Below are 20,010 nucleotides of genomic sequence, written 5' to 3'. Positions count from 1 at the left end.
CATGTCGTGCAGCGGCGCGTCACCCACGCGCCGCGACAGGCCCGCCATCTTCGGATCGCGGGCCTTTTATTTTTCGGCCAGACGAAAAAAAGCCGGTGGAGATTGCGCGCCACCGGCTTCTTCTTTACCTCGCGCTGCACCTTCATCGAGAAGGCACAGCACCGCCATCAAATCTCGATCTTCGTTCCCAACTCAACCACACGGTTCGCGGGAATGCTGAAGAAGTCGGTCGGCTTGGCTGCGTTCTGATGCATCCATGCGAACAGGCGCTCGCGCCAGATCGACATGCCCGGCAGCTTCGTCGGCACGACAGTCTCGCGCGCGAGGAAGAACGACGTATCCATCAGCTCGAAGTGCATGTCCGTCTTCGCTTCGAGCAGATGCAGCACTTCCTTCACGTCGGGTGTCTCGTTGAAACCGAACGTGGCAACCACGCTATACAGGCCGCCCGTGTGATCCTTGGCCTCGATACGGTTGGCGTCCTCGACATACGGCACGTCGACCGTCCGGAACGTCAGGAAGATGGTGCGCTCGTGCAGGATGCGGTTGTGCTTGAGGTTGTGCAGCAGACTCACCGGCACTTGCGTGTTGCCGCCGGTCAGGTAAATCGCGGTGCCCGCCACACGATGCGGCGGATGCGCGAGCAGACCCTGCAGGAACGGCCCGAGCGGAATACCATCGGCCGCCGTGCGCTCGCGCAGCAATTGGCGCCCCTTGTGCCACGTCATCAGCATGAAGAACAGGAACGCGCCCAGCGCCAGCGGCAACCAACCGCCTTCTTCCACCTTGATCAGGTTCGCACCGAAGAACGCGAAGTCGACCACGAGGAAGCCGGTAATGATCAACGCCACCAGGAACTTGTTCCAGTTCCAGACCTTGACCATGACCACGCAAGCGAGAATCGTCGTGATGACCATCGTCGTCGTTACGGCGATACCGTACGCCGCCGCCAGATTGCTCGACGACTTGAACGCCAGCACGATCCAGATGATGACCAGCAGGAGCGCCCAGTTGATCACCGGCATGTAGATCTGTCCGATCTCACGATCAGACGTATGCATGATCTTCATGCGCGGCACGTAACCGAGCTGAATGGCCTGACTAGTGAGCGAAAACGCCCCCGAGATCACGGCCTGCGAAGCAATCACGGTAGCCGCCGTCGCCACGATCACCAGCGGCAGCAGCGCCCACTCCGGGGCCAGCAGGAAAAACGGGTTCTCGATGGCTTTCGGATTCGTGAGCAGCAGCGCGCCCTGCCCGAAGTAGTTCAGCACCAGCGCCGGGAACACCAGCGCCGTCCACGCGAAACGGATCGGACGAATCCCGAAGTGCCCCATATCGGCATACAGCGCTTCGGCACCGGTCAGCACCAGGAACACCGAGCCGAGCACGATATAGGCTTGCAGCGCGTGTGTGCGAATGAAATGGATGCCGTAGTACGGATTGATCGCCTTGACGATCTCGGGCGCCGCGACGATGTTGTACACCCCGAGCACGCCGAGAATCACGAACCACGTCACCATCACCGGTCCGAACAGGCGGCCGACCTTGGCCGTACCTGACTTCTGCATCGAGAACAGGACGATGAGAATGACGATGGTGATCGGCAGCACGAAGCGCGTAAGCGAGGGTGCGGCAATCTCCAGCCCCTCGACCGCCGACATCACGGAGATGGCCGGGGTAATGACGGCGTCGCCATAGAACATGCAGGCGCCGAACATACCGAGCATCATCAGCACCGATGCCCACCTGCTGCCGGAACGCACGCTGCGCAGGCTGAGCGCCATCAGCGCGAGCACGCCGCCTTCGCCACGGTTGTCCGCACGCATCACGAACAGCACGTACTTAAGGGAAACAACGATCACCAGTGCCCAGAAGATCAGCGAGATGATGCCGAACACAGCTTGTGGAGTAAACGGAATGCCATGCTGTGGATCAAAACACTCCTTGAGCGCATAGAGCGGGCTGGTGCCGATATCGCCGAAGACCACGCCGATGGCCGCCACCATGAGCGCAGGCATGGCCTGAGGGCGCTGCCCGTGTCGTATGTTTTGCGTCATAAGGTTTGGGTAATCGCTTTATTGCGCTGCACAAAATGGGCGCTATTCTAACTGGGCGCCGGCTCCCTCGCCAGTCCGGACAGGTGCTGAGTGCCGGGGGTCTCACATGACATGGTTCACTAGGATAATTCGAGCCGCGCCCCATGACCAGTGCGGCGCAGCAAGGGTTTAGCCTCCCTGGCACGCTGCGCCATGGCGCGCGCGGCGCCGCAGTTCGAGTTGCAAATGCGAGACATCTGTCAGACATGGGGCGATTCGTGTGTCGACAGTCCCGCCAATTGCGTGTAATGACCGCGCGCACAACACGGCGCCGCCCCACCGGGCGGGTGCCTGCGGATCAAGCGATTGTGCGCTCCCCCATGAAAAAAGCCGCCCGAAGGCGGCTTTCCCATACTGCGAGACGCCAACCGGCTACCGGTCGACGTGCAACGCACTTAATGACGGCGCGTCGTTTTGCGGTTGCCTGTGCCCTTGATCGAGCGCACGAGATCCGAGTCGGCGCTGTTCTGCTCGGCTTCCAGCGAACGAATCTGGCCTTGCAGGTCCGTCAGGCGAATACGCGCGGCGGTACGTTCCGTTTCCAGTGCCGAGGCCTGCTCACGCACGGCCTGCTGGTTCTGGGCCAGTGCCTGCTCCTGCTCACGCTGGATCGCCAGGTCGCTCTGCACGGCGTTCAGACGCGCTTCGCTTTGGGCGAGTTGGCGCTCCATCATCGTCTTTTGGGCTTCGAGCTTGATGCGGCGGATTTCAACGTCGGCAAGCACCTGCGTCTGACGGACGAAGTCGCCATACAGCGCTTCGGCCTTCTTCTCGTTGTTCACCTTCACAACGCGCCAGAACTGCCCTTCATGGAACAGGGCAACGTAGTAGCCCATCGTTTGGGGATAGAACAACAGGCTTGCGCCGTAGCGGCCGTTATACGTGGTGCGAAGTTCGGTGACTTCCTTGTTCTGGATACGATCGCGCAGTTCCTGAAACGCCCCCGAGGCCGCTGCCGGAGCCGAGGCCGATTGCGCAGGCACTGCCGGAGCCGCGAGCTGAGCGGACGTCGCGCCGGTCACATCCCTGACTGCATCTGCTGCACCCGCTGACGTTCCCCAGGCTGCCAGGCATGCCACCCCCACGCCCAACCAAAACCGCCCCCGGCAATCACTGATTTTCATCTGATCTGTTTTCCTGTTATCGACCGGATCGTTTCACGACCCTTATTCGTCGCATTCAATCGCCACCCCGGACTCCGTTCCGAGGATCTGAGACCTGCGTATTCGTGGAATGATAACCGCATGCCCGCAACAGCCGACAATTCTATCCATTGCGACGCGCTCTTCCAAGCAGGGAATGCGTAATTGTGCCCGCTAGATTTCATCTGTTGATACCACGCAACTACGGGGTCCGCGCCAGTTCCTCGAAACAGAACTTCTTTGTCAGACAAATCCCGTCATACAAACGAAAATCGGGCCGTTGCCCACGCAAAACACGGAGCCCCTCACGCCTGATACTCGTTGGCCAGTTCCGAATCGTTGTCGAGGATCTGATATTTGCGCATCTTCTCCCACAGCACCTTGCGGCTGATGCCTAATGCGTTGGCCGTATCCTGACGCCGCCAGCCATTGGCATCGAGCGCCGCGACGATGCGAGCCCGCTCGGTGGCGTCCCAACGGGCACGCTCGTTCAGCGCCCCGCCACGTGACGAATCGTCGCCACGTGCGGCGGTGCCAATCGAAAGCGCGTCGAAGATCGGGCGGATGCGCCGTTCGTCCCAGCCGCCCAGTTGCCGGTAGATGATGCCCACGCGCTCGGCGATATTGCGCATCTCGCGCACGTTACCGGGAAACACGCCCCCTCGACCCGCTCACGCAGCCACGGCGGCACTTGCGCGCCCACTTCGCTGTCGCCCACCACCTTACCGAGGTAGGTCGTGAAGACGGCCAGCTTATCGACCGGTCCGCGCGCCTCAAGGTTCGGGATATGCAACTCGATCACCGCGAGCCGGTAGAACAGGTCGGCGCGGAACAGTTCGTCGCGCACCATCGTCTTGAGGTTCTTGTTGGTGGCCGCCACGAGGCGGAAGTCGAGCTTCACCGGTTGCGCCGACCCCAGACGCGTCATCGCACTGTCTTCGAGCACCCGCAGCAGCTTGACTTGCTGATACAGCGGCAAGTCGCCGATTTCGTCGAGGAAGAGCGTGCCGTCGTTGGCCTGCTCGAAATAGCCCTTGTGCGAATAGAGGGCGCCGGTGAAGGCCCCTTTGGCGTGCCCGAAGAAATGCGACTCGAACAGGCCATCGGGAATCGCGCCGCAGTTCACGGCAACGAAAGGCCCCTGCCCGTAGCGACTCTGCTTGTCGTGCAGCAAGCGGGCGATGCGCTCTTTGCCCACCCCCGTCTCACCATGGATGAGGACGTTCGAATCGCAGTCGGCGAAGGCGTCCACCTCGGCGAGCAGCCCGAGCATGGTGCTCGACTGCGCGACAAGCGGGTCGGCCGGCACCCGGGCTCTGTCAGCTTCCGCAATGACGCCCGAGAGCTTGAAGATGAGCGTGCGCAGCTCCGCCCCCGTAAAGTCGAGCGTGAGGATGTTGTTGTACTCGGGCGGATAGACGCGCGGATCGTTCTCGCGCGGCGTGGCGGCAACCCAGATGACGGGCATGCCGTGACCCAATTGCCACTCCTGTGCGTTGGTCGATGCGCCTTCGATCACCGACACGCTGACCACCGCGATGGACGGACGCGTCTTGGTGCGCTCGCGCGACAGATCCACACCGTCGGCGCGAATGACCTCCATATCGAAGCTCGCGAGGCAATGCGCCACACGGTCGGCAATGTCCGACTTGCCTTCCCACACGTACACGTCGAGATCTTCACGTACTGGCTTGCTTTTCATGCTTGTCCGCTGGTCGACGACTGCCTTCGGCGATCGAACAGCTCGGCCTGAACGTCACCGATCTGAACGCCCTCGATCTGATTCTCGAACTCGAATCGATCACCGCAGGCCAGCTCGCCGAACTCATGGGCGTGAGTTCCGGCGGCATTACCACGGTCATCGACCGGCTCGAACGTGCAGGCTTTGTCGAGCGTGAGAAAAATCCGCACGACCGCCGCATGGTGATGATTCACCCCATCGAAGCGCGTTGTGCGCAGATCGAGCAGTTCCTGTCCTCGGTGTCGCGTGAACTCACCGCAGTGAGCGCTGCGTACGACCACAGCGAACTCGCCGCGATTCACGATTTCCTGGTGCAGAGCATCCGCACCCTGAAGAGCGAAACCTTCCGTCTTCGTTTCGAGGCCGATCAGGACATCGCCGGTCTTGTCTCGAACAGCCGGGGCGCGTCAATCAAGGTCTGAGCGCGCGGCAACTGCCCTAACGAGGAGAAACGTCATGTCGAAGATTCTGCGCCCCGAATTGCTCGCTGCGATGGTGGCGGGAATCGTCGGTGTCACCGGCTGCTCCAGCTCGGGAGGTGGCAGCGGAGCCACGGCCAACACCCCGGCCACGCCCCCACGAACCCGACGAATCCGACGAATCCGGCGACCACCAGCAATGGCGTGGCCGGTTCGGTCGGCTCGGTGGGCTCGGTAGGTAAAGCGAGGCGTCGAAGAGAATCGCGAGAGGGGGCGTCGGCGGGGTGCAGGCCCTAATGACGACGGCAAACCCGGACAGTGAAGCGACACTGCCCGGGCTTTGTCGTATCTGCGCCCTGAACGATGTGCCGCGTCGAACGCACGGAGGACAGCAAAAAAGACACGTAAAAAAACCCGGACTGCAATCGCGTCCGGGTCTTTGTTTTTTGGCGCTTGCGCCGAAGCCACTACGGCACGGTCATTGTTCGCGGATCCATGTCTGCGTGCGACCGATCAACGAGATGCCGATGAAGCCGCGAACATCGAGCTTCTTGCCTCCGTCGACCACGGTCATCTTGCAGTTGTACTCTTTGCCGTTTTCCGGATCGAGAATCTTGCCGCCGCCGTAAGTGTCGCCGTCTTTACGCACGCCGCGAATGATCTGCATGCCGAGCATCTTCTGGCCCTTGCGTGCGTCGGTGCAGGCCGAGCACACGCGCTCCGGATCATCGCTTTCGCCAAGACCCTTGGTGATGGTGCCGACGTATTCGCCATCCTTCTCCGAAATCGTCACGAGGGCTTTCGGCTTGCCAGTGTTGTCGTCGATGGTCTTCCATACGCCGATCGGCGACGTATCGTCGGCCGCCATTGCCGCATTGGCCCCCCCCCCCAACAGCGCCACTGCGACGAGCGCGTGAGCACCCAGACGTCGCCACGACGTCGCGTTAGAAATCTGCTTCACGGTTGTCATCCTCCCGGATACGGAATTGATTGTCGTAGGACTCGCGATAGCCGCCATTGCCACCCGGCCGCATGCGTGAGTCGCTTTGAAGATTACGCCAAAGGCATGACGCCGTGCTGAGGAAGTCCTCTAGCCGACAAGCGTTCCGTTCCTCTGATCGATACCGACAATTGCACCGGGAGGCAACGTTACCGCTCCCGTATCCAGGTCTGCGTGCGGCCCAGCAGCGAGATACCGAAATAGCCTCGAACTTCGAGTTTTTCGCCGCCGTCGACAACGCGCATCTTGACGCCGTATTCGCTGCCGCTGTCCGGATCAAGAATTCTCCCGCCGGTGTACTCGTCGCTCTCCGGGGCCTTGCGCAGGCCACGAATGATCTGTAACCCCTGGAGCTTCTTCCCCTTGCGCCAATCGGTGCAGTCGTTGCAGCGACGCTCGAGCGCGTCGCTCCTGCCGAGGCTCTTGGTCAATGATCCCGTGTATTCACCGTCTTTCTCGGTGATGGTGATAAGCGCCTTCGGGTCGCCGGTTTCGTCGACGATTTGCCATACGCCGACAGGCGTCTGCATATCCGCAGCGGCCATCGCGAAGAGCGTGTTGCCCGACAAGGCAACGGCTACGCACAGACGTCGCCACGACGACGCATTCAAAATCGCTTTCAAGATGACTTACGTACCCGAGACAAGAGTGAGATTGACGATTACAGGGGCGGCAAGGCAATCGCGGTCAGACGCCACTGCACGAGATTGCGTCGCGTGAGCGTAAACGTCACGACACGCTCCGGACGGTCACTACGCGACACATGCACGAGGAAGTGACTGAAATCCTGAAACTTGGTTCGCGTGATAGTACGCGGCGGCTCATTACCCGAGGGTGACGATTGGCTCGATTCGCCGCCCGCCGGGGGTGCCGGCGGCGAACTGCTCTGCGCTTGCGACGGCTGTGGCGCCTGGGGCGCCGCATCGCGCGGGGCCGGGGCACCCGGTGCCGGCGGCAGCCCCGTGCTGTCACCGCGCAGCATAGCGGCCACGGCCTCCGGCGTCAGCAATGCCTCGACCACACGATCCGACACCCAGCCGCCAAGCGCGAGCGCCAGCGCGCCGAAGGCGTTGCCGCGTTGTTTGTCCATCTGACGCGCGAGTTCGTCATGCAAACTCATCTTCAGACTCTCCCGAACTGCGGGATAGTCCACGTACGACGACAGTGCCGTGGCGTCACGGGCGTTGGCGGCGTCGCGCGCGCGCCACAAAGTGTAATACGGCGAGCCGAAGAGCAACCCCAGCACCACAACCAGCGCTCCAATGGAAATGCCGGCAATTGACAGCTTACGCATCGTAAAACTCCCTCGATCAAACAGCGCATGGTAGGCGACGTACCGCCCCCCCACCCGCTGGCTTACATTGCTTTACAAATCATTACAGCACGCAGGCTTGTGTCCTCTTACTCTCAAAGCGTAGCTGCAAGACCGTGACACATGCCGGCATACGCCGATCCGGGTGGCGAGACATGTGTGCGGGCACGCGGCAGTTCAACCGACAAGGAGGTGGCAACATGCGTCACACTCGACTTGTCCGGATAATGTGTTTCGTCATGCTGGCCGGTGCCGCTTTCTGCGCATCGGCCCGATCGTCGTCGGACAGCCGCTTTTTCCAAAGCTGGTTCGCACAAGCGGCCGATCGTCCTGACGGGCGAGGCGACAACCATGGTGGCGCACGGCCCGGACCATCACGAGCACCGCAGCAGCAAGAAGTGCGCCCGCAAGGCGATTTGCGCAGCGATATCTACAACCATATCCGCGAACAGCGGCAACCGCCACCACCGTCGCCCCCGTCCGACCCGCGACAGCGTCAGCGCGATCGCAATGGGCGCTGAGCGTTCATGTCGGATATAGCAGGCATCCCCCGGCGCCGCAAACGTCGCGGTGATTGTGGCGTGCGCTCAGGTGAGCGACGTATCCACCACACGGCGCGGTGCCTCGAGATACTCCAGCGACTGCATCTCCACGAGACGCGACACCGTGCGCGTAAATTCGTTGGCCAGCGTACCCTCGGTGTACAGCGCCTCTGGCGGCACTTCTGCCGACATCAACAGCTTGACCTTGTGGTCGTAGAACACGTCGACGAGCCATGTGAAACGACGCGCTTCCGAGGCCATGCGCGGGGTCATCTTGGGCACATCCGACAGCACGACGGTGTGGAAGCGGTTGGCCAGTTCGAGATAGTCGTTCTGCGAACGCGGGCCGCCACACAGCGTATGGAAGTCGAACCACACGACGCCGCCCGCGCGGCGCAGGGCCTTGAGCTCGCGCTGTTCGATATGCAGCAGCGGACTCTCGTCGGGCACCCCGGCGATCTCGGCAAACGCCGCGCGCAGTGCACGGTTGGCCTCGTTCCCGAGGGGATAGTGATACACCTGCACCTGCGCCAGCGTGCGGCGGCGGTAGTCGACACCGGCGTCGACATTGAGCACGTCGAGCTTCTCTTCGAGCAGACGGATCGCAGGCAGTACACGATCGCGATGCAGGCCGTCCGGGTACAGCGTGTCAGGACGATAGTTCGACGTCATGACGAACTGCACACCGTTCTTGAACAGCTCGGCGAGCAGACGGTGCAGGATCATCGCATCGGCCACATCCGAGACGTGAAACTCATCGAAGCAGATCAGGCGATATCGTTTGGCAATGCGCTTGGCCAGTTCATCGAGCGGATCGGGCAGCCCTTTGAGCGCCTGCAATTGGTGGTGCACCTCGCGCATGAACTCGTGGAAGTGCAGACGCGTTTTACGCTTCAACGGCACCACCGAATAGAAACTGTCCATCAGGAAGCTCTTGCCGCGACCCACGCCGCCCCAGAGGTACACGCCTTTGGGCAGATCGGGATGCACGAGCCACTTCTTGAGGCTATTCGAGCGCTTGGCCTTGTAAGCCGCCCATTCGTCGTAGCACTGCTGCAAACGCTCGACGGCGCGCTCCTGCGCCTCATCGGGCTGGTAGCCGCGCGCGGCCAATTCTTGTTGGTAATATTCGCGAACGTTCATGCGGTGCGGCGACGGGCCGGGGGGCAGAGAAAATCAGGAAAAAACAAAGGCGAGTTACCTCGCCTTTGTTCATACACGTCAGCGTAAAGCGACTTACTTGTTCAGCGCGCGCTTCTCGACGTCGAGGGCAGCCTCACGCATCACTTCCGATAGCGACGGGTGCGGATGGCAGATACGGCCGATGTCCTCCGACGCGGCCTTGAATTCCATGGCCACCACGGCTTCTGCGATCAGGTCCGAGGCGTTCAGGCCGATCACGTGCACGCCGAGGATTTCGTCGGTCTTGGCGTCGGCCAGCACCTTCACGAAACCGTCCGACGAGCCCATGCCCAGCGCACGGCCGTTGGCCGCGAACGGGAACTGACCCGGCTTGAACTCACGGCCTTCGGCCTTCAACTGCTGCTCGGTCTTACCGACCCAGGCAATTTCCGGCGACGTGTAGATCACCCACGGAATGCAGTTGTAGTCGATATGCGGCTTCTGGCCGGCGATGACTTCGGCCACCAGCACGCCTTCGTCTTCGGCCTTGTGCGCGAGCATCGGACCACGCACCACGTCACCGATTGCGTACACGTTCGGCAGCTTGGTACGGCAGTGATCGTCCACCGGAATGAAGCCGCGCTCGTCGGTCGACAGATCGATGCTTTCCAGGCCCAGATTGTCCGTGTTCGGCACGCGGCCGACCGACACGATCAGACGGTCGACGTCGAGCGTCTTGGCGTTGCCGTCTTTGTCCGTGTAGTTGACAGTGACGTTGTTCTTGCCGGTCTTGACTTCGCCGACCTTCACGCCCACGTTGATGTCCAGACCCTGCTTCTTGAACTGCTTGGCAGCTTCCTTGGCAACGCCCGCATCGGCGGCGGCCAGGAATTCCGGCATGGCTTCGAGCACGGTGACTTCGGCACCCAGACGGCGCCACACCGAGCCCAGTTCCAGACCGATCACGCCGGCGCCGATCACCCCCAGCTTCTTCGGCACGGTGTCGAACGAGAGCGCACCTTCGTTGTCCGAGATGAGCTTGTTGTCGACCGGCATGCCCGGCAGGTGACGCGCCTTCGAACCCGTGGCGATGATGACGTTCTTGGCGGTGACCGACTCGGGTGCCTCGCCCGACACGTCGATCTGGTAACCGCCGTCGCTCTTGGCGACGAACTTGCCGTGGCCCTTGAGCCACGTGATCTTGTTCTTCTTGAACAGATACTCGATACCACCCGTCATCTTGTCGACGATGCCTTGCTTGCGCGTGAGCATCTTCTCGATGTCGATCGAGACACCCGACGTGGTGATACCGTGGTCGGCCAGGTGATGACCGACCTTTTCGAATTCTTCCGACGAGGCCAGCAGGGCCTTCGACGGAATGCAACCGACGTTCAGGCAGGTGCCGCCAAGCACCATCTTGCCGGCCGGGTTGGTCCACTTTTCGACGCAAGCGACCGAGAAGCCAAGTTGCGCGGCGCGAATGGCGGCGATATAACCACCAGGGCCTGCGCCGATAACGACTACATCAAATTCTTTATTTGCCATTTTGAGACTCAGTGAAGGTTGACGGCAGGGAAAGGCGCGGTGCGCCGGCCACATGGCGCATGCAGCGCGTGGCCGGCCAATACCGCGCAGTGCGCGCTAACGCTTACAGGTCGAGCAGCAGGCGAGCCGGATCTTCCAGCGCTTCCTTCATGGCGACGAGGCTCAGCACGGCTTCGCGGCCGTCGATGATGCGGTGGTCATAGCTCATGGCCAGGTAGTTCATCGGGCGGATGACGATCTCGCCGTTCTCCACCACAGCGCGGTCCTTCGTGGCGTGCACGCCCAGAATGGCCGATTGCGGCGGGTTGATGATCGGGGTCGACAGCATCGAGCCGAACACACCGCCGTTCGAGATCGAGAACGTACCGCCGGTCATTTCTTCGATCGACAGCTTGCCGTCGGCAGCCTTCTTGCCGTACTCGGCGATCTTCTTCTCGATGTCGGCCAGGCTCATCTGGTCGGCATTGCGCAGGATCGGCACCACCAGACCGCGCGGCGAGCCGACAGCGATACCGATGTCGAAGTAGCCGTGGTAGACGATGTCGTTACCGTCGATCGAGGCGTTCACGGCCGGGTACTTCTTGAGCGCGTGGACAGCCGCCTTGACGAAGAACGACATGAAACCCAGCTTCACGCCGTGTTCCTTCTCGAACTTGTCCTTGTACTTGTTGCGCAGATCCATCACCGGCTTCATGTTGACCTCGTTGAACGTGGTCAGAATGGCGTTGGTCTGTTGCGATTGCAGCAGGCGCTCGGCGATACGGGCACGCAGACGCGACATCGGCACGCGCTGTTCCGGACGGCCTTCCAGCGACGTGTCGCGGCCCACCGGGGCGGACACCGACGGCAGCGCGGCACGCGGTGCCGGTGCGGGAATCGACGAAGCGGCGGCAGCCGGCTTGGCGCCAACGGCCAGGGCATCGCCCTTGGTCACGCGGCCGTCACGGCCCGAGCCGGCGACGTCGGTCGCCGACAGGTTCTTCTCAGCCAGCACCTTGGCAGCGGCCGGGCTGGCGATCCCCCCCGAAGCACCACCGGCTGCGGCAGCAGCGGCCGGGGCAGCGGCAGCGGCCGGCGCAGCGGCTTCCGCCGGCTTGGCGGCGACCGGTGCGGCAGCGCCTGCCTTGGCTTCGGTGTCGATCTTGGCAATGACTTGTTCCGACGTCACGGTGTCGCCTTCGCCGGCGCTCACTTCGACGATCACGCCAGCGGCGGGCGCCGGCACTTCGAGCACGACCTTGTCGGTCTCGACTTCGATCACGGTTTCATCTTGGGCGATGGCTTCGCCGACTTTCTTCTTCCAGCCGAGCAGCGTGCCTTCGGAAACCGACTCGGAAAACTGGGGGACTTTGACTTCAACAATGGCCATTTCTGGATCCTGGATTCGATAAACGTTCAATTCGGAAATACGGCAGCGGCCGTCCTTGGGGGAGGACGACCGCTGAAAGACCTAACCGGTTACTGCACCACGGTCGCGCCCTTGAGGCGACCGAAAGCCGTATCGAGCAACTGCTTGAGCTGTTCGTAGTGCTTGGCGTAGTAGCCCACGGCAGGCGAGGCCGAGGCCGCGCGACCCGCGTAAGCCAGTTTCTGACCGGCGCTCATGCTTTCGATCAGGTGGTGTTCGATGTAGAACCACGGACCCTGGTTTTGCGGCTCGTCCTGGGCCCACACCACTTCGGCGAGGCTTTCGTACTTCTTCAGCTCGTTCTCGAACGCCTTGTGCGGGAACGGATAGAGCTGTTCCACGCGGATGATCGCGACGTCGTTCAACTTCTCTTCGCGACGGCGAGCGATCAGGTCGTAGTACAGGCGGCCCGAGCAGGCGACAACGCGCTTGACCTTCTTGGCGTCGATCGAAGCATCGGTTTCGCCGATGATCGTCTGGAAGCCGCCCTTGGCGAGTTCCGACAGATCGCTCACTGCTTCCTTGTGACGCAGCAGCGACTTCGGCGTGAACACGATCAGCGGCTTGCGCAACTGGCGGATCATCTGACGACGCAGCAGGTGGAATATCTGCGCCGGCGTGGTCGGCTGGACCACTTGCATGTTCGTGTCGGCGCACAGTTGCAGGTAGCGCTCGATACGTGCCGACGAGTGCTCCGGACCCTGACCTTCATAGCCATGCGGCAGCAACATCGTCAGGCCCGACACGCGGCCCCACTTCACTTCACCGCTCGAGATGAACTGGTCGATCACGACCTGTGCACCGTTGGCGAAGTCGCCGAACTGGCCTTCCCACAACACCATCGTGTTCGGCTCGGCAGTCGAGTAACCGTATTCGAAGCCCAGCACGGCTTCTTCGGACAGCACCGAGTCGATCACCGTGAAGTTGGCCTGGCCCTCGGCCACGTGTTGCAGCGGCACGTACGTACCGTCGTTCCAACGCTCGCGGTTCTGGTCGTGAAGTACCGAGTGGCGGTGCGTGAACGTACCGCGGCCCGAATCCTGACCGGTCAGGCGCACAGCGAAGCCCGACGAGACCAGCGACGCGAATGCCAGATGCTCGCCCATCCCCCAGTCGAGCGGCTGCTCGCCCTTGCCCATCCGGCTACGGTCGTTGATGACCTTCTCGACGAGCGGGTGAACCTTGAAGTTCGCCGGGATCGTGGTGATGCGCTCGGCCAGACGCTTGAGTTCGTTCAGCGGCACAGCCGTATCGCCGGCATCGGTCCACTTCTTGTTCAGGAACGGCACCCAGTCAACCGCGTACTTGCTCTTGTAGTTCGAGAGCACCGGGTCGATGGTGTGATGACCGTCGTCCATGGCCTTGCGGTAAGCCGCAACGAAGCCATTGCCTTCTTCCGCAGTGATCACGCCTTGCGTGACCAACTTCTCGACGTACAGTGCGCGCGTGCCCGGGTGTTGGGCAATCTTCTTGTACATCAGCGGCTGCGTGACCGCCGGGGTGTCTTGCTCGTTGTGGCCCAGTTTGCGGTAGCAAACGATGTCCACGACGGCGTCCTTCTTGAATTCCTGACGGAACTCGAGCGCCAGTTGCATGGCCAGCACGACCGCTTCCGGATCGTCGCCGTTCACGTGCAGCACCGGAGCCTCGATCATCTTGACCACGTCCGAGCAATATGTCGTCGAACGCGCGTCACGCGGATCCGACGTGGTAAAGCCGATCTGGTTGTTGATGACGATGTGCACCGTACCGTGCGTACCGTAACCACGCGTTTGCGCGAGGTTCAGCGTTTCCATCACGACGCCCTGACCCGCGAACGCGGCGTCACCGTGAACCTGCACCGGCAGCACGCTGGCCGCATCGGCGTCGCCGCGGCGATCCATACGGGCCTTGGCCGAGCCTTCGACCACCGGGTTCACGATTTCAAGGTGCGACGGGTTGAACGCCAGCGACAGGTGGACCGGGCCGCCGCTCGTCGAGACGTCGCTCGAGAAGCCCTTGTGGTACTTCACGTCACCGGCCGGCAGGTCGTCGACGTGCTTGCCTTCGAATTCGGCAAACAGGTCCGACGGCATCTTGCCGAGGGTGTTGACCAGCACGTTCAGACGGCCACGGTGGGCCATGCCGATCACGATTTCCTGCACGCCCTTGGCACCGGCGTGGTGGACGAGTTCGTCCATCGCCACGATGAAGGATTCGCCGCCTTCGAGCGAGAAGCGCTTCTGGCCGACGAACTTGGTGTGCAGATAACGCTCGAGGCCTTCAGCGGCCGTCAGGCGTTCGAGGATGTGCTTCTTCTTTTCAGCGGTGAAGTTGGGCGTTGCACGCACCTTCTCCAGACGCTCTTGCCACCAGCGCTTTTGCACCGGATCGCTGATATACATGTACTCGGCGCCGATCGAGCCGCAGTACGTGTCGCGAAGCGACTTGAGCAGGTCGCGCAGGCTGGCTTGTTCGAAACCGAAGTACGTGTTCTCGGCCGAGTACACGCTATCCATGTCGGCTTCGGTCAGGTCGTAGAACGCGGGTTCCAGTTCCGGAATGGCGGGACGTTCCTGACGCTTGAGCGGGTCCAGATTGGCCCAGCGTGCGCCCAGGAAGCGGTAGGCGGCGACGAGCGACTGCACGTGAACCTGCTTGCGGGCCACGGCCAGGTCGGAAGCACCAGCTCGCGACACGAAGGCGTTGGCCTTGGCGCGCTGGGCGAACGACTCCACGATCGGGGCGTGAGCCACGTCGTTGGCGTTGGAACCATCAACAGCGGGAACGTTTTGCAGCGCGTCGAAATACTGGCGCCAGTTGTCCGGCACCGAAGCCGGATTATCTAGATACGACTCGTACAGCTCTTCGACGTACGGGGCATTGCCACCGAAGAGGTACGAGTTCGCTTGGAATTGTTCCATCAAACTCATTTTGCGCTCACCTTTTCTACGAGTATCTCGAGAAATAGCGGGTTACGAAACCTTCCGCGACACGGCCTGACCGATTAGCGGATTGCGAGAATCAAGTGGTGCTTGGAAGGACCTGATCAATCACGGCGTGGAGCATAGCACGTTTTCCCGGCCCCGACCGAGCGGGGAAGCCGTCGTACGGGGACTTGCGGCGTGCCCGCCGCATGCGTTGCAGACGGCGCGGCGCCCGCAGCCGAACCAGCGTTCGCTGCTGGACCCGCATGCGCACATCCGGCCCCGATTTCACATCACCTGAGCGCGAATTGACCGCGAACGTGCCGTCATCGCACGCATTTTCACGATGCCTCCCAGAGCCGCCCGCCCCCTCGCGCCTTATTCCAATATGTAAATTAGATATATAAAAATTAAATTTTATTATTTTAATTTCTAAAGGCTAGCCGATATGGTGATGAATATCCCCTTGCCGGTTCATCGGGGAGTGGCTTGACGGGGCTGCCCCGCCGAGGCTTCCACACGGGTCCGGCCCCTGGAGTCAGGAACGACATGCAAGAGACGACGCCGCTTAACGCCCAGCAGGCCCTGTTGCTCAGCCAACTGGTCGATGGCCTTTCCACCGAGCAGCTCGCGTGGGTGCGAGGGTTTCTCGCCGGCATCAACCACTCGGTGCGGCATGCGGGCGCGCAGACGCCGGCATTCGCCACGGCCAGCGCCGCCGCCCCGCACCTGACCATTCTGTACGGCTCGCAAACCGGCCATGCCCAGGAAGTTGCCGAGCACGCCAAGGCGCGTGCGGTGGACGCGGGCTTCAAGGTCGATCTGTTTGCGATGGGAGATTACAAGGCGTCGCGTCTGAAGACCGACAAGTTGCTGCTCGTTACCGTGTCGACACAAGGCGAAGGCGAGCCACCGGACGACGCCCGCGATTTTTGCGATTTCCTGCATGGCGCGAAGGCGCCCAAGCTCGAGGGCACACGTTTTGCGGTGCTCGGGCTGGGTGATTCGAGCTACGAGAAGTTCTGCCAGGCCGGCAAAGACTTCGATGTCAGGCTGGCCGAACTGGGTGGCGAGCGCCTCGTCGCCCGTGTCGATAGCGACGTCGACTATGACGCACCGGCCGAGCGATGGATCGAAGACGTCATCGAGGCGCTCAAGCGCGTGGCGGCGCCGGCTGCCCCCTCCCCCGCCAAGGGCATCGGGTCGGCCGAGAGTCTGACCCTCGCCGCCCTGACAAGCGGTACGCCGTCTGCCGCCGCATCGAGTCAATACAGTCGCAAGCGCCCGTTCGAGGCCACGGTGATCGAGAACATCACGCTGTCGGGTCGGGGCTCGTCGAAGGAAGTGCATCACGTCGAACTCTCGCTCGAAGGGTCTGGCCTCACCTACGAGCCGGGCGACGCGTTAGGCGTCGTCGTGACGAACGACGACGTGCTGGTCGACAACCTCATCGACGCGCTGGCCCTGGACCCGCAGGCCACCACGACCACACAGGACAGCACCTTGTCCTTGCGCGACGCCTTCCTGCGCGCTTACGACATCACTACGCTGTCGCGCGGATTTCTGGAGAAATACGCTGCCCTCACAGACGCGACCGAACTCAAGGCGCTGCTCGCTGCCGGCAACGAAACGGCGTTGCGCGATTACCTGTATGGACGTGATGTCCTCGACGTCGTGCGCCAGTTCCCGGCCCGCAAGGTGAAGACGGCCGAGTTTGTCGGCACCCTGCGTACGCTCCAGCCACGTCTGTACTCGATTGCGTCGAGTCTGGCGGCCAATCCGGACGCCGTGCATATCACCGTAGGCGCGGTGCGCTATGAGAGCCACGATCGTTCACGCCGTGGCGTGGCGTCGACATATCTGGCCGACGTTGCCCGCGAAGGCGAGACCGTGCCGGTCTACATTGAAGGCAATCGCAATTTCAAGTTGCCGTCGGATACCAATGCGCCGGTCATCATGATTGGCCCGGGCACCGGCATCGCGCCATTCCGGGCGTTCGTCGAGGAGCGTCAGGCGCTGGACGCGCCGGGCAAGAACTGGCTCTTCTTCGGCGACCGCAACTTCCGCACCGACTTCCTGTATCAACGCGAATGGCAGCGCTACGTGAAAGACGGCGCGCTCACCCGGATCGACCTCGCGTTCTCACGCGACTCTGAAGACAAGGTCTACGTGCAGCACCGCATGCGCGAGCAGGGCAAGGCCCTGTATGCATGGTTGCAGGAAGGAGCGCACCTGTACGTGTGCGGCGACGCCGACCAGATGGCGCGTGACGTGAACACCGCGCTTATCGACATCGTCGCGGAACACGGCGCGCTGACGCAGGATGCTGCGGCCGAGTATGTGAAGACGTTACAACGCGAAAAGCGTTATCAGCGCGACGTCTACTGACCGCCGCGCGCGCCCGACAAGACCCGAGCGGCAAGCCCGCGCTCACCGAGACAGCAGCCCACATGACACAACCTACGCAAACCAGCGCCGCCCCGCCGGCGGCACGCTCCGAGGTCGAGAAGATCAAAGACGCCAGCCATTACCTGCGCGGCACGATTGCCGAGGGTCTGGCCGACCCGCTCACGGGCGCCATCTTCGAGAAGGACGCCCAACTACTCAAGTTTCACGGCTCCTACATGCAGGACGATCGCGACCTGCGCGGCGAACGTCAGAAGCAGAAACTCGAACCGGCGTACCAGTTCATGATCCGTCTGCGCATGCCGGGCGGCGTATGCACGCCAGCGCAATGGCTCAAACTCGACGACCTCGCGCAGAAGTACGGTGGCAACACGATTCGCCTGACCACGCGCCAGACGGTGCAGTATCACAACGTGCTCAAGCACCAGCTGCGCCCGCTCATCAGGGGCATCGACGACGTGGCGATGACCAGTATTGCCGCGTGCGGCGACGTCAACCGTAACACGCTCGTCTCCAACAACCCGCACCTCTCCCCCGCCCACGCCGAGGCGCTCGACTGGTGCCTGAAGATCGATCGGCACCTGCTGCCGCAAACCACGGCCTATCGCGAGATCTGGCTTGGCGACAAGCGTTTGGGCGAGGGTAAGGAAGATCACGAACCGATCTACGGCAAGCATTATCTGCCGCGCAAATTCAAGATCGCGATCGCCATTCCGCCGAACAACGACGTCGACCTCTACGCCAACGATCTGGGCTTTATCGCCATCGTGGGCGACGACGGCAAACTCGAGGGCTTCAACGTGAGCGTCGGCGGCGGTATGGGCATGACGCACGGCGATGCGGCGACGTACCCCCGCACGGCGACTGTCATCGGCTATATCCCCGCGGATCGCATTGTTGAGGTGTCGGAGAAGGTGCTGCTCGTGCAACGCGACTTTGGCGACCGCACGAACCGCAAGCACGCCCGCCTGAAGTACACGATCGACGACCGGGGCGTGGAGTGGTTCAAGGAGGAACTCAACCGCTATCTCGGCTGGTCTCTCGCGCCGGCCCGTTCGTTCCGGTTCACGACCAATGGCGATCAGTACGGCTGGCTCAGGGGCGCGGACGATTTGTGGCATCTCACCCTCTTCATTCAGAACGGACGGGTGAAGGATTGGGACGACTACCGCCTGATGACCGGTCTGCGCGAGATCGCCGGCGTGCATGACGGCGACATTCGCATCACGGCGAACCAGAACCTGATCGTCGCTCGGGTGAGCGACGCGAAGAAGCCGCAGATCGAAGCGCTCGCGAAGCAATTCGGCCTGCTCGACGGCAAGCACCAAAGCGCGCTGCGAATCAATTCGATGGCGTGCGTCGGGTTCCCGACCTGCGGTCTGGCGCTGGCCGAGAGCGAACGCGCGCTGCCCGGCCTCGTCACACGGCTGGAAAAAGTGCTCGACGACGCTGGGCTCGCGGGCGAGCCGATCACTATCCGTACGACAGGTTGCCCGAACGGCTGTGCGCGCCCCTACCTCGCCGAGATCGGTCTGGTTGGCAAATCGGCGGGCAAGTACAACCTATATCTGGGCGCGGGCTTCCACGGTCAGCGGTTGAACAAGCTATATAAAGAGTCCCTCAGCGAAGAGCAGATCGTTGCCGAACTCACGCCGGTCTTTCAGCGTTACGCCCTGGAGCGCGACGACGGCGAGAAATTCGGCGATTTTCTCGTACGTCAGGGAGTGGTGAAGGAAGTGGTTGAAGCCCGCGAGGACTTTCACGGCTGAGTGCCCTGTGTACCAACGAAAAACCCCGGCAAGACTCGCCGGGGCTTTGGTACTGCTGAATCGCTGACTGCCGATGTGCTGACCCACCCCTTCGCGGTCTTCAAGCGGTGCATCGACGGTTAGTCGGTACTGCCGGAGTACGGCACCATGCAGCGCCTGACAGTCTTCTCGTAGTCACGCGGCAGGTTGCTGCCGGGTGTTTCGTAATACTGAAGACGCGATCCGAAACCGCCTTGCATGATGTCGACATACGGGTTGTAGATGGCGGTGCCCTGCGCATCCCGGCCGCGATAGACACGCACGCGGTCGGCGCCCTGGCGGGCATACGACGTCGAGTCGACATTCTGCGACAACTCGCTCCAGCCGTGATAAATGCAGTTGAGCACCATGAAGCGATCGGCCTCGGTTCCCTGGTCGAGCAGTCGACCCGTTGCCGGATCGGGCCGGCTCATCTGGTTGATCGGGCCACATCCCGCCATGCCAGCCGCTACGCCGACCAGAATCGTCACCGCCGCCATCCGCGCCACTCGCTTCATACTTCGACACCCTCAACTGAGCAAAAGATGGGCAATGGTACCCGGTTCGGCGCGTCGCCGCCA

13 protein-coding genes and 1 pseudogene are annotated in these 20,010 nt (G+C 62.1%); 3 read left to right on the top strand and 11 right to left on the bottom strand.

Translation table 11 applies throughout. The annotated features are described in order from the left end of the window. Positions 1-167: 167 nt before the first annotated feature. From PHO31112_RS17250 to PHO31112_RS17240, 3 genes and pseudogenes are all read right to left on the bottom strand, one after another. Positions 168-2,060, bottom strand: coding sequence for a potassium transporter Kup (locus PHO31112_RS17250; RefSeq protein ID WP_174995761.1), 1,893 nt, complete (start codon positions 2,058-2,060; stop codon positions 168-170). Positions 2,061-2,494: 434 nt separating this feature from the next. Then, on the bottom strand, positions 2,495-3,121 hold the full coding sequence (locus tag PHO31112_RS17245) for a DUF2968 domain-containing protein (RefSeq protein WP_174995760.1): 627 nt from the start codon (positions 3,119-3,121) through the stop codon (positions 2,495-2,497). Between the two features lie 425 nt (positions 3,122-3,546). Beyond that, positions 3,547-4,943, bottom strand: a pseudogene (locus tag PHO31112_RS17240) (sigma 54-interacting transcriptional regulator). A gap of 2 nt (positions 4,944-4,945) precedes the next feature. On the opposite strand from PHO31112_RS17240, the gene PHO31112_RS17235 reads away from it, so the two are divergent. Continuing rightward, positions 4,946-5,404, top strand: coding sequence for a MarR family winged helix-turn-helix transcriptional regulator (locus PHO31112_RS17235; RefSeq protein WP_174995759.1), 459 nt, complete (start codon positions 4,946-4,948; stop codon positions 5,402-5,404). A 475-nt stretch (positions 5,405-5,879) separates the two neighbouring features. Here PHO31112_RS17235 and PHO31112_RS17230 read toward each other — a convergent pair whose 3' ends face one another. The 7 genes from PHO31112_RS17230 to PHO31112_RS17200 form a co-directional block, all read right to left on the bottom strand. Next, a complete protein-coding gene (locus PHO31112_RS17230; RefSeq protein ID WP_246178324.1) occupies positions 5,880-6,269 on the bottom strand; it encodes a DUF2147 domain-containing protein in 390 nt (129 codons plus the stop codon). 281 nt (positions 6,270-6,550) lie between these two features. Further along, positions 6,551-7,024: a DUF2147 domain-containing protein gene (locus PHO31112_RS17225; RefSeq protein ID WP_150621587.1), complete on the bottom strand. Its 474-nt coding sequence runs from the start codon at positions 7,022-7,024 to the stop codon at positions 6,551-6,553. Between the two features lie 38 nt (positions 7,025-7,062). Further along, on the bottom strand, positions 7,063-7,695 hold the full coding sequence (locus PHO31112_RS17220; protein WP_150621586.1) for a DUF2939 domain-containing protein: 633 nt from the start codon (positions 7,693-7,695) through the stop codon (positions 7,063-7,065). A gap of 605 nt (positions 7,696-8,300) precedes the next feature. Continuing rightward, complete coding sequence (gene zapE, locus PHO31112_RS17215) at positions 8,301-9,398, bottom strand: cell division protein ZapE (RefSeq protein WP_150621585.1); 1,098 nt, start codon at positions 9,396-9,398, stop codon at positions 8,301-8,303. Positions 9,399-9,491: 93 nt separating this feature from the next. After that, positions 9,492-10,922 (bottom strand): dihydrolipoyl dehydrogenase, encoded by a 1,431-nt coding sequence (gene lpdA / locus PHO31112_RS17210; RefSeq protein WP_150621584.1) that lies wholly within the window; start codon positions 10,920-10,922, stop codon positions 9,492-9,494. 103 nt (positions 10,923-11,025) lie between these two features. Beyond that, positions 11,026-12,291 carry a 2-oxoglutarate dehydrogenase complex dihydrolipoyllysine-residue succinyltransferase gene (gene odhB / locus PHO31112_RS17205; protein ID WP_150621583.1) on the bottom strand — a complete coding sequence of 422 codons (1,266 nt, stop codon included), beginning with the start codon at positions 12,289-12,291 and terminating at the stop codon, positions 11,026-11,028. A gap of 89 nt (positions 12,292-12,380) precedes the next feature. Beyond that, entirely contained in the window at positions 12,381-15,242 is a 2,862-nt protein-coding gene (locus PHO31112_RS17200; protein WP_150621582.1) for a 2-oxoglutarate dehydrogenase E1 component, read from the bottom strand. 543 nt (positions 15,243-15,785) lie between these two features. On the opposite strand from PHO31112_RS17200, the gene PHO31112_RS17195 reads away from it, so the two are divergent. Next, entirely contained in the window at positions 15,786-17,624 is a 1,839-nt protein-coding gene (locus PHO31112_RS17195) for an assimilatory sulfite reductase (NADPH) flavoprotein subunit (RefSeq protein ID WP_150621581.1), read from the top strand. 62 nt (positions 17,625-17,686) lie between these two features. After that, the gene (locus tag PHO31112_RS17190; protein WP_150621580.1) at positions 17,687-19,411 is read left to right on the top strand and encodes an NADPH-dependent assimilatory sulfite reductase hemoprotein subunit; all 1,725 of its coding nucleotides are present in this window, start codon (positions 17,687-17,689) and stop codon (positions 19,409-19,411) included. Positions 19,412-19,530: 119 nt separating this feature from the next. On the opposite strand, the gene PHO31112_RS17185 is transcribed toward PHO31112_RS17190, so the two are convergent. Next, positions 19,531-19,947: a hypothetical protein gene (locus PHO31112_RS17185; protein ID WP_150621579.1), complete on the bottom strand. Its 417-nt coding sequence runs from the start codon at positions 19,945-19,947 to the stop codon at positions 19,531-19,533. Positions 19,948-20,010: the final 63 nt, after the last annotated feature.

The sequence above is a fragment of the Pandoraea horticolens genome (genome assembly GCF_902459555.1).
Lineage (GTDB): Bacteria > Pseudomonadota > Gammaproteobacteria > Burkholderiales > Burkholderiaceae > Pandoraea > Pandoraea horticolens.
The sequence above is the reverse complement of the archived record's forward strand: the minus strand, read 5'-3'. Positions and strand labels throughout refer to the sequence as shown.

Excerpts from the sequence above, each read along its gene's own strand:
- PHO31112_RS17250 (WP_174995761.1), bottom strand. The coding sequence starts at position 2,060 with ATGACGCAAAACATACGACACGGGCAGCGCCCTCAGGCCATGCCTGCG.
- PHO31112_RS17230 (WP_246178324.1), bottom strand. The coding sequence starts at position 6,269 with ATGGCGGCCGACGATACGTCGCCGATCGGCGTATGGAAGACCATCGAC.
- PHO31112_RS17220 (WP_150621586.1), bottom strand. The coding sequence starts at position 7,695 with ATGCGTAAGCTGTCAATTGCCGGCATTTCCATTGGAGCGCTGGTTGTG.
- zapE (WP_150621585.1), bottom strand. The coding sequence starts at position 9,398 with ATGAACGTTCGCGAATATTACCAACAAGAATTGGCCGCGCGCGGCTAC.
- lpdA (WP_150621584.1), bottom strand. The coding sequence starts at position 10,922 with ATGGCAAATAAAGAATTTGATGTAGTCGTTATCGGCGCAGGCCCTGGT.
- odhB (WP_150621583.1), bottom strand. The coding sequence starts at position 12,291 with ATGGCCATTGTTGAAGTCAAAGTCCCCCAGTTTTCCGAGTCGGTTTCC.
- PHO31112_RS17200 (WP_150621582.1), bottom strand. The coding sequence starts at position 15,242 with ATGAGTTTGATGGAACAATTCCAAGCGAACTCGTACCTCTTCGGTGGC.
- PHO31112_RS17195 (WP_150621581.1), top strand. The coding sequence starts at position 15,786 with ATGCAAGAGACGACGCCGCTTAACGCCCAGCAGGCCCTGTTGCTCAGC.
- PHO31112_RS17190 (WP_150621580.1), top strand. The coding sequence starts at position 17,687 with ATGACACAACCTACGCAAACCAGCGCCGCCCCGCCGGCGGCACGCTCC.
- PHO31112_RS17185 (WP_150621579.1), bottom strand. The coding sequence starts at position 19,947 with ATGAAGCGAGTGGCGCGGATGGCGGCGGTGACGATTCTGGTCGGCGTA.